The organism is Accumulibacter sp. (genome assembly GCF_016789985.1).
Lineage (GTDB): Bacteria > Pseudomonadota > Gammaproteobacteria > Burkholderiales > Rhodocyclaceae > Accumulibacter.
In genome coordinates, this window is sequence record NZ_JAEUOL010000006.1 from 1 (window position 1) to 9,761 (window position 9,761).

Genomic DNA, 9,761 nt, shown 5'->3' on the forward strand with positions numbered 1-9,761 from the left:
CGGGCTCGCACTACGGCGTCGGCTAACGCCGCGAACTCGCACCAATGACGTGTCGGTCATCTCGGCGTCGCCGTTCACCTTGTCGCGCATCGTCGTTTCTTCAGGAACACCTGGCCCGCGCGCGGGGTTGGGTTGCTCAGAGTTCACTGCGGTGCTCCCCGATGATTCCTGGGCGTGGGTTGACACCATACTGGTCGATGTCGAGTTCGGCAGCCGGGATGTTCTCGACATCGGCGCCGGAACCAATCTGCCTGTCGCGCGTGCCATCCGGGTTGAGGGCATAGGCACGCAGGCTGACGCTGCGTGGTACGGTGACCTCTTCCTGCACCACCTCGCGGACTGCCAGCCAGCGGCTCTTCTCGCTTTCGTCCGTCGCGCGGCGCGCGTTGGCGAGCGCTTCCTGCGCCTCACTGGCCCGCGAAGGCATGCTGTAGTTGGCGGTGACGATGAAGTTGACGACCTTGCGATCAGCGACGCGCGGTGCGTCCACCGCATCCTTGACCAGTTTCTCGAAGCCGTGCAGCATCGAGTCGCCACGCCGGTTGTTGGCGCCCTGCGACAGCGGAGTCAGGTTCTGCCAGGTGTCGCCGGGACCACCGATGTTGTGGTTGAGCAGGTGCCCGAGGACATAGTAACTGCCGCGTGCACCAATGCGCGAGCGGCGCTGGTTGAGGCGCGTATACGCCGGAGTGTGCAGCGAGCGGCTGGGTTCGCTGCCGCGGAAGCTGCGGTTGCTGGTCAGGCGAAGGACGGTGGCGCTGCTGCCGTAGCCGGCGGCGTTGGTGTTGCCATAAACCGGCGGTGTCGACGGCGGGTTGGCGCCACCACTCGGCATGAAGCGCGCCGTTGTTTCGGCCAGTTCACCCATCAGGCCATCGATGATGGTGGCGTGGTCGGTGGCGACTGCCGCGCCACCGGCTGCCGGTGCGGCACCAGAGGCGGAGGGAGCGGCGGCGCCGACCGGGGCGCGGGCGGCGGCATCGATCGCCGCATCGAGGCGCTGGGCGATGTCGACGGCGCGCTCCTTGTCGGCGCGCTTGTCGGCCGGCACCGTGGTGTTGCGGATGAAGGTGGTGTACGGCGTTGGCTCGCTGGCCACCATGATCTGCGCCGAGCGACCGCTACCCTGGATGTAAACGCTGTGCTCAGCGCCGTCTGCCGCACGGAAACCGTGCCTGGATCGCCACCACTCACGCAGCCGGCTGACGCCACGGCGCACCGCGCCGGCGCCGCGCCGAACCAGGTCGAGCACTGCCCGGCCGAGGCGCAGAGCGCGTTCGATCAGCCAGTCGATCGCCTGGTCGACCCGTTCGCGCAGTCCGCCAAGGATCTCGCGCAGCCGGGCCGACAGCCGGCCGAGGCCAGCCTGGTTGGCAAGGAAGCCGATGGCGACCGGCAGTGCGCCGGCCATCGCGTTCTCAAGGAAGGTCGCACCTTCGTCGATAGCGCCGCGCGCGATACCGATGACGCCGTCGAGGACGCGCGAGACGATCTCCAGAAGTTCGCGCAGATACTCCATGAACGACTCGATTGCCCGGTAGATGGCGATCAGGGTGTTGATCACCGGCATGATGCCGGTGACGTCGAGCAGCGAAACCAGCCAGCGCGTCGCCCAACCGATGACGCGTTCGGTGATGAAGCCGACGACGCCTTCGACCACGCTATCCCACAGGCTGGACAGGCGTTCGCTGAGTTCGCGCCAGAGGCCGGCCGGGCCTTCGTTGACCAGGGTGGCAACGAAACCCCAGACGCCGGTGGCAATGTCGAGCATGCTGCGCAGCCGGGCGACGACTTCCGGCCCGACGCGTTCGGACAGGTGGCGGAAGATGTTGTCCACCGTCACCCCGAGCACCTCGAGCACGAAACCGAGCACGGAACGCAGCGAAAAGTCGGCCGGCGGGTTGATGCCGGCCTCGCGCACCGCGCCGAACAGCCAGCCGGTGAAGCCGGTGAGCAGGTGGGTGCCGATCCGGCTGAAGAAGCCCATCATGCCGGCGCCCATGGCGCGCAGCAGATTGATCAGGAAGCCGATCGGGTTGCTGAGGATGTCGCCGATTGCCCGGGCCGCCTTGGCCAGTACCTGGATGACCAGTTCCGGCGGCAAACCCAGGAGACTCAGGATCGACTGGAAGAACAGCCAGGCCGCGCCGGCGATGTCACCGTCGACGAAGAGGCGCCGCAGGATGGTCAACGCGGTCTGCTGCACGCGCGGCCAGAGTTCGGGATCGCTGAAGAACTGTCCGAAGACTGGGATGCGGGCCAGGATCTGGTTGCGGATGAAGCTCTCGACCGGCTCGCGGATACAGGCCGGAACCTGCTGCCAGATCGAATTGAGGATGAGCAGCGGCAGTTGCAACAGGTCGCCGGCGATGGTGATGACCTTGCGCACGGTTTCTAGCACCAGCCGGATGAACGGCGTCAGGGCGTCGAAACCCTGCACCAGCCAGTTGAACAGGCCGCTGACCTGCTGCTGCGCCCAGCCGGTCAGGGTCTGGAGCAGTTCGGACAGCCAGCCGAAGGCTGCCGCCAGCCAGGACAACAGGGTATCGGCCGCAAGGCGCCCGATCAGGCTGCTGACGGCGCTGGCAATGGCGCCGATGCGCGCCGACACCCATTCGCCGGCGCCGACGATGATGCGTCGCACGGTAGCGATGATGTTCTCCACCGACGGCAGGATCGAGGCCAGCGTGTCGCGATTCTCGGGTACGCCATCGCCACCTTCCAGGCCGCCGCCGGCGGCGTCGAGATCGGCCGACAACTGCTGCGCATGCTCGCCCATCTCGCGTACGAAGGCGGGCGGGATCAGTTCGGTCACCTGGCTGGCGAAGTCAGCCACCGGTTGCCACACCGGGCGGGTCTGTTGCTTGACCCAGTCCCAGGCCTCGCCGGCCTTGCGGCTGATCCAGCCGAGCACGCCGCCCTGGCTGGCGCCGCTGTCGTCAGCCTCGGAGGAGCCGAAGAGCAGGTCCTTGAACCAGTTCCACACCCGTTCGGCAGCCTCGCGCACCGGCCGGATCCACTCCCAGAAGCGCCGCCCCAGTTCCTGTATGCCTTCCCAGACGACGCCGCCGAAGTCCTGCAGCCAGCGTACGGCGGGCGCTCCGAAGTTGTTCCAGAGTTCGCTGAAGAATTCGCCGATCGGCCGCAGGAATTCGGTGAGCCGGTCCCAGGCGACGCCGACGGTCTCGACGACGAAGGTCTTGAGCGAGTCGATTGCCGCCATCAGCGGTGCGCAGTCACCGGAGGCGAGGGCGGCGACGATCGCCGCCGCACGCTCGACCATGCCGGCGAAGAGGTCGATCAGTTGGCGCGGCCCGTCGAACGGCACCAGTGCGCGCAGGGTGCCGATATAGGCGTCCCAGGCGTGCGCCACCTGGCGGCCCAGCCAGACCAGGATGCCTTCGTCGAGGATGGCGCGCAGGCTCCGTTCGAACTCGGGCGAGATCGAGCGCACCAGCCGCCAGCCAAATTCCTGCACCTGGTCCCAGGCCCAGTCGGCGATGTCGCCGAGGGTCTCCGCTGCCGAGTCGTAGAGATCGCTCCAGAAACCGCGTCGCACCGGTGTCTGCTCCAGCGTGCCGGCCTGCTGGCGGTGTTGCGCGACATGCGCCAGCTCGTGTGCCAGCAGATGGCGACCGGCCGGTTGATCAGGCGCAAAACGTCCATGATTGAAGGCGATGTGCTCGCCGATGGCAAAGGCGTGGGCGCCGACCGCTTGGTTGAGCCGTGCCGCTTCGGTATCGGTATGGATGCGCACCGATTCGAGGTGGATGCCGAGCCGCGCCTCCATGTCGCAGCGCACTTCCACTGGCAGGGGCTGCCCGCCTGTCTGCAGGGCGAGCAGTCGCTCCTCGATGGACTCGGGGAGCCGTGTCTCATCGCTCTTCGCTTCGGTGCCGCCAGGCGGAGCGGGAGCCATCGCCCGGCGTACCGCGACGCTACCGGTCGGCGGTGAAGCCACCTGGCCCACCCTCGGCGTGGGGGCCTTGCTGGCTCGTTCGGCAATCCGCTCGGCCTGCTGCTCCGCTTCGTCCCCCGCTTTGCCAAGCTTGAGCCGCGGTCGCAAGGCTTGCGCGATCGGGCTGCGGGCGCCGGGCGCTGGTTGCCGAAGGGAGTCCGGAGCGACACTGCGGCGAACCTCGCCGGCGTGTGGCTGGCGGCCATGGTGCACGCTCGACGCTGGCTGGGCCGGTTTCTGGATCAGGGTCGCGGTCTGCATGGCGAGATCTCAGGGACAGACCAGGACGCGGCGCAGTTCGCCGAGTACCGGTACGGAAGCCTTCAGCGCTTCGATTGCCGTCCACTGCGCGTCGCTGTAAGCAGTGCGATGGTTGGCCAGAAAGCCTTGCGCGCAATGGTAGGTGACGCCCGGGGCGTTCAGCCCGCCTTCCTTCTGCACCAGTGCATCCCGGGCCATGTCGAAGCGAACGTCGGAGGCTGAGAGTTGGCTCATCGGGGTGGCGAGAATTGCCAGTGCCGCCTTGCGCGCCGCGCTGCGCGCCGGGCCCGGGCCGCTCTCGGCGCCTTCTTCAGTGTCGCCGTGTTCGAGGATGATGTCGGTCAGCAGGTCGGCGATTTCCGCCACGTAGCTGTCCTTCACCCCTGTCGTTTCGCTGGCTTCGACACCCTTGAAGATCTTCATTGCGCCAAGCAGAGTGAGTTTGCCACCGTTGCTCTGATTGAGCACGACGAGTTGCGGCCAGATTGCCGCCAGTCCTTCGGCGACACTGGGGAATACCGCGTAGCGTAAGGTTGCCGGGTCCTGCTGGGTGGTCCCGCCTTTGGCGTAGGCGCCCTGCCTGAAAGCTTCCCTGGGGCCCGGACCGGTTTCCTGCTCGGGTTTCTGGGAAACCGTGATGTTTCCGGGGTTGCGGGTGATCCAGGGAATGCTGCCGATGCGCCGCTCGCGATGGGTACTGGAGACATTGCGGGCGAGCAGGATGGTTCGCTGGTCGAGGTAGGCGATATAGTGCCAGTCGCCGAAGCCGCTGCTGCGCAGGACGCCGGTGGCCAGCGCCGAAGCCTCCGACCCTTTCCTCTCTGGTGGTTTGTCCTGTCGCCGGATGATCTCGCGTACGCCGCCATCGCTGCGCGGGTGCGGCAAGGGGGTCGCCCTGTGCCGGGCGGGCGCCGCCTGCCGCGCCTGCCGGATTTTCACCGCGCATGCTCCGCGTCGGGGGCGTCGCCGGCATCCGGCAGCGGGTATCGCCTGCTGCGCACGCCGATCTCTTGCATGGCGGCGGGTCCCTCTTTCAGGGTTTGGCCTTGACCTCGCTGGTGTGTTTTTTGGGGTCGGGGTCGCAACAGGCCCAGCTCAAGCTGGCCATCCGCGTCGCCGGGCCTTCGACCGGCTTGTCTCCCCACCACGACGGTTCGCTGGCGGTCGAGGGAAGATCGCCGGCGCGTTTGACCTTGCCCGGGCCCCAGCCATTGCTGGTTGCCGGCGCGACACCGAAATCGCCCAGGTCGCCGGTCGTGGAAATCGGAAAGAACTTCACCAGGCCCGGAGTGATCTGATTGCCGAGGCCATTGGGGTGGGCCGGATAGCTGCTGCCGTCGGTCCACGAATCGCGAGTGGTGGTCCAGTCAACCTTGTCACCCTTCTTGATCTTCCAGGCTTCCCAGTACACTTCCGCCGAAGGCGACATCCCACCGAAGATGCCACAGCCCATGGTGACTTCCGTCGGCGCCACCTTCTGCACGATGTAACCGTCGGTTGCCGCCGGCGCATCGAGGCTGAATACCCACTGCACATTGCGTTCGCCGCAAGTGCCCTGGTGAAAGTGGTATTGGGAAATCGACAGTCGCCGAACCGGGGTCGCCGAGGCACCGTCCTGCTGGAGGACGTGGGTCAGTTCGTGCGCCAGCAGGTGACGGCCGGAGGGGGTTCCTGGACGGTATTCACCACTGCCGAAGAAGACATCGCGGCCGACGGTGAAGGCACGCGCCGACAGTCTCGAAGAGAGATCGGCCGCGCCGCCATCGGTGTGCAGCACGACCTTGTCGAGCGCGGTACCGAAACGCGGTTCGAAAAAGGCGCGTTCGCTGGCCGGCAACTGCTGTCCACGGCCGCGTTGCGACTGAATGGCGGTGGCGGTCGTGGTGGCGAGCTGACCACCGGCCGGCTGATTGGCGCTCGCCTTGGTCTGCACTTCTTCCTCTTCGCTCTCCTCCTCGGCAGTCTTGCGCTGCACCGCTTCTTCCTCCTCGCACTCGCTGCACATGCGCTGTATGCCTTCGCCGACCGGGTGCAGCGAGCCGACTGCTGCGGGCATGCGCAGCACGCGTTCGGCGACGGCATCCGCCTCGCGTTCGTGCGCGTCGCCCGGTGCGCCGAGCGTCAGCTTGGTCTGCAGCGGGCTGCCGAGCGCCGTGGAGAGCCGTTCGGCAGCGGTGCGCGCGTGCTGCGGGTGGGGTGGCGCGACGCCGCGGGAAACGGTGGCGCGACTGCGCAAGCGGATCAGATGGGTGTGCATGCTTGACCTCCTCTCCTGCAATCTTCTGGTCCGGTTGGCGAGACGCAGAGCGGCTGCCGCCGCCCGATTCGCCCCTAGACGCGGTTGATGCTCACCAAATTGGCGGATGCGGCCATTGACGGGCCGACCACCGTGATCACCGCCGCTTCGTTGCCGGCGGCGGCGACGTTGCCGGTGATCGCCGTTCGATTGCCCAGCAGGCGGGCGATAGAACGGCTGCCGCTGCCGCCATCGATGAAGCGATTGCCCTGTACGGTGAGTACCGCCGCCACGACGGAATGTCCAAACTCGAAGAACTGGTTGCTCGACAGCGACAGCGAAGCATAGCCGGGTACCGTCTGCAGCAGCGTGTTGTTGCCGACCGAGCCGTTGGGCAGCCGTGCCCACAGGCGCTGGATGCGGTTGCCGGTGAGGCTGAGGTGGCCGGTGGCGCTGCCGACGCTGTTGGCAACGGTGCCGCTGCGCGCCGCGATGGTCACGTCCTGCGGGTCGAGGCCGCTGTTGAGTCCGTTCATCAACAGGAGCTCGCCGTCGAAATGGTTGTCGGTGAGGCTGCCCGAGAGCTGGTTGCTGGCCACCCCGAGCGCCACGCCATAGCCGAACTCGAAGAGAATCGCCACCAGTTCGTCCATTTCGGCCCGCACGGCAGCGGCATTGCCGGCAGCAGCGTTGATGCGGTCGATGCTGCCGACAAAACTGCTCTGAGTTTCGAAGCGGTCGCGCACCCCGAAGCTGGCGTTGGCGAGCAGCGGCTGGCTGTCGATCAGCAGGGCGTTGTTGATCAGCGCGGCACGGCCAAGCGGCTCGTCCAGGCCGGCAGCCCTTGCCGCCTCGCGCGGCGCGTTGTTCACCCGGTCGCGCCAGGCCAGCCGCTCGGCGCCGGTCATGCCATTGACGGCGTTGGTAAGCTGTATGGCAGCCTGTTCATAGAGCACGGCATCTTGGTAGATGCCGGGGTTGTTGCGGATATTGTTGGCGGCGGCGACCACCGCGGCGTTACCCACCAGGTCCGGATTGAACACGTCGAAGCCGCCACCCGCCTCGACCGGCCGTGACCAGGTGTCGCTCATCACGTTGTCGCGCCAGATCAGCTCGGCGCCATTGCTCAGTGCCTCGATACGGACCATCGGCGGCAGGCTGTCGCTGCTGCTGTTGCGGCTGAAAGTGCAGCGGTTGGCGACCATGCGGTTGGCGCGCAGCACGACGCGCGAAGCCGTGACGCAGATGGCGCCGATCCCTTCGAGGCCCAGTTCCTGGGCCTCCAGGCTGAGTACGCCGGTCACCACGCGCAGTGCGCTGGCGCCGGCAGCGGCAGCGCTGATGCGCAGGCTGCGTTTGCCGCTGATGGTCAGAGCGGCTTCGATGCGATGTTCTCCGGGTAGCAGGCACAGCCACAGGTCGCTGACGTTGCCGGCGGCGAAATCGCGCAGCAGGGTTTCGAGCTGGCCGACCGGCACGGTTACCGCGCAGCTTGTCAGCCGGGTCCGGCAGAGGAAGTCGAGCCCGCCCTGCAGTGTCGTTTCGCCGGAGTTGATCAGGTCCGGGCAGGTCAGCGTCGCCGGGTTGAGCGGTAGACGGTCACCGCTCAGGTTGCACAGCAGTTGCTGCAGGACCGCGTCGACCTGGCTCGGACCGGGCGTCAGATTGAGCAGGCTGCGCACGGTCGGGGCGGCAGGCGTGCCGCAGGTCGGTACGGTGTAGGGCAGGGCCGCGGCATTGGCGGTCAGCAGCAGAGCTTGCAGCATGTCCTGGACCGATGGCGTGCGCGGCTGTCCGTCGAGGTCGGGCCAGCCGGCGCCGAGTTGCGTCGCCAGCAGGCTGGCAACGGTGTTGGCCGGCAGCGGCGTCGGCAGGGTGACGCCGACGTTGGCGGCGCCGATCTGGCAGATGCGGGCCAGCGCCTCCTGAACATTGGGCGCTCCGGCGTAGAGACCGCTGCAGCCGGCCGGTTCGCTGAATGCGACATCGGCCGCAGTCAGGTTGGCGAGTGACGGAAAATGCAGGCGCCGGCGGTGTGCGTCGGCGGTGATTCCCGGTGGCGGCAGCAGTGCGCCGCCGATCCGCCGGCCGAGCTCCAGATAATGGTGCCTTGGGCCGCGCGGCGGCTGTGCGTCGAGCACCAGGTCGCCACTCGACTGGACCGCCTCGCGCACGGTGGCCAGCCAGTAGTCGCCAGGAACGAAACTGCGGCCGGCGTAGGCGAGGTCGATTTCGAGCAGCTCGAGGTTGGCCGAGAATGTCCCGCCGGCGATGTCCACCCGGCCGTGTGCGTCAGCGGCAAGCGCCGCCGAGAGGGTGGTGCCGCGGTCCAGTCCGCCGAGCAGCGTGTTGCTGCCGAGGTTGATCGTGGCAAAGCCGTCCCATTGGCGAACGAAGGCCTTGGGGTCGGTGGCACCCGCGGGAACCGTGAAGTTCTCGGCGAGAATTCCACGCCGCGCCTGGAAGCCGCTGGTGAGGTGGTTGCCGAGCTGCCTCTCGCTGGCCGCGTCGAAGAATTCCCATGCCCAGGACCCCTGTCCGAAGCCGGCCGGCGTCGCCCCGACGGCGTAGGCTTCGGCGCCGTTGTCGCGCGACCACTTGAGGGTGACCAGGGTGTCGGCGCCGGAGCGTTCGACCGCATGCACCTCGACGCGGAACAGGTAGTTGCCGATTCGCTCATCGACTTCGACTTCGGCCGCACAGGGGTCGCAGGGATCTCCGGCGGCGGCGATCGAGCGCAGCTGCAAGCTCAGTGGAGCGTTGCCGAGTGGCGGGTTGATCGTCGCATCGGAGGGGTTGAGCGCCGGGTCGCACCATTTCACCTGCAGCATGGTCTGGCTGCGCGCCGCGGTGTCCGCGCCATGCAGGCCGGGGTCCATCAGTTCGGAGTCTTCCAGGGCGGTCACCGAACGTTCCCACAGGTCGGCATAGAAGCGCAGATCGCCGGCGGCCGGCAGTGCGGGAGAATTCGGGTAGTCGGGCTGAGCGGTCAGCACGATGCCGCTGCTCGGACCGCTGATCGCCGCCGGAACGCCTTCGACGTAGATGCGGCCCGGGCGGATGCGCAGGTTAGCACCGGAGAGGAACAGCTCGAGGCCACCGACGCACGGCGCGCCCGAGGATACGGCGTCGGCCAGCGCGGTTTCGAGGCGGGCACGCACGATATCCGAGAGTTCGTTCCAGTCGGCGTCGACGATCATCCGGCCTTGCTGGAGCTGCACGCCGGAGTAGTTGCGAGCGGGCTGGAAGGTGTCGCGAGAGATCTGGGTTTTCATGGGCTATGTCCTATCTCGGTTGCGGTGGAGC

Annotated in this window: 4 protein-coding genes; all 4 read right to left on the reverse strand. The window is 67.4% G+C overall.

What is annotated here, in order from left to right:
• Positions 1-136: 136 nt before the first annotated feature.
• The 4 genes from JNK99_RS00335 to JNK99_RS00350 all read right to left on the reverse strand — a co-directional run bounded on the left by JNK99_RS00335 (position 137) and on the right by JNK99_RS00350 (position 9,730).
• Positions 137-4,219, reverse strand: coding sequence for a DUF4157 domain-containing protein (locus JNK99_RS00335; RefSeq protein ID WP_291847001.1), 4,083 nt, complete (start codon positions 4,217-4,219; stop codon positions 137-139).
• 9 nt (positions 4,220-4,228) lie between these two features.
• The gene (locus tag JNK99_RS00340) at positions 4,229-5,158 is read right to left on the reverse strand and encodes a hypothetical protein (protein WP_291847004.1); all 930 of its coding nucleotides are present in this window, start codon (positions 5,156-5,158) and stop codon (positions 4,229-4,231) included.
• Between the two features lie 94 nt (positions 5,159-5,252).
• Positions 5,253-6,476 carry a DUF4157 domain-containing protein gene (locus tag JNK99_RS00345; RefSeq protein ID WP_291847007.1) on the reverse strand — a complete coding sequence of 408 codons (1,224 nt, stop codon included), beginning with the start codon at positions 6,474-6,476 and terminating at the stop codon, positions 5,253-5,255.
• A gap of 74 nt (positions 6,477-6,550) precedes the next feature.
• The gene (locus JNK99_RS00350; RefSeq protein ID WP_291847009.1) at positions 6,551-9,730 is read right to left on the reverse strand and encodes a DUF6519 domain-containing protein; all 3,180 of its coding nucleotides are present in this window, start codon (positions 9,728-9,730) and stop codon (positions 6,551-6,553) included.
• Between the last annotated feature and the right edge of the window lie 31 nt (positions 9,731-9,761).